Origin of the sequence: Croceitalea sp. MTPC6, from assembly GCF_036985525.1 — a bacterium.
Classification (GTDB): Bacteria; Bacteroidota; Bacteroidia; order Flavobacteriales; family Flavobacteriaceae; genus Croceitalea.
Genome location: NZ_BTGR01000027.1, coordinates 1 through 825, shown reverse-complemented (window position 1 = coordinate 825; position 825 = coordinate 1). Strand labels below are relative to the sequence as shown.

1 pseudogene is annotated in these 825 nt (G+C 46.8%); it reads right to left on the bottom strand.

What is annotated here, in order from left to right:
• Window positions 1–825: pseudogene (locus AACP56_RS17885) on the bottom strand (hypothetical protein); the annotation flags it as partial.

The following is an 825-nucleotide window of genomic DNA, read 5'->3' as shown; positions in this document are numbered from 1 at the left end:
TTAATTTTTCTTGACCCTATAGGTAATCCTTCGATTGGTTATCACACTACTTACATTTATTGTAAGAATTATCGTATTTGAAGTTTCAGTGGCACATATAAAAGAAGAGTTTGACACCACTACCCTGTACTGGTCCCCATTGTTTGATGCCGTGGGGGAGGTAAGCGTCAATGTAGCTGTTGTTGTATTACTATAAATGCCTGTATCCGTTAAGTCCACCCATATGGAGCCATTAAAAATCTGCCATTGATAGGTATCCGCATTGATAGCTGTAACTGTAAAGGTAGCACTGCAGCCAGGGCAGGTCTGTGCGTTCGTAGGTTGCGTAGAAATGGAAGGTGCCGTTCCTGCCTCACGGTAGTCGTACTCTAAGCTTCCATCACCATCCAATGGTAATGTATAGCCATCCGTGTTCCCGGTAACTACTCCGGTAGTAGCGTCATATCCTGTCCCCGCCAATTCGTTGGGCATTGTTCCGCTCTCTGTGTAACCTGCCTCCCTTACATCGTTACAGCCATCCCCGTCACTATCCAAAGTTATATAATCATTGTCTCCGCTTCCATCAGAATTCTGCAAGGTATAATTTACCGTGCCACTATCTTCTTGGCCAGAAGCTTGGGCACTATCAGGGACACCGTCCAGACCAACATTGCCCGTAAGACGGCCCGAAGCTTGCGTTTGGTCATGACCGGCTTCTATCGCATCGTAGATACCGTCATTATCACTGTCCAGATCCAAATCGTCCGTGACACCATCCCCATCTGTATCTATACCTGCTGCCCACACTATGGCATTGACCAACAGATCCTCCCCAGCTGTGTTGAA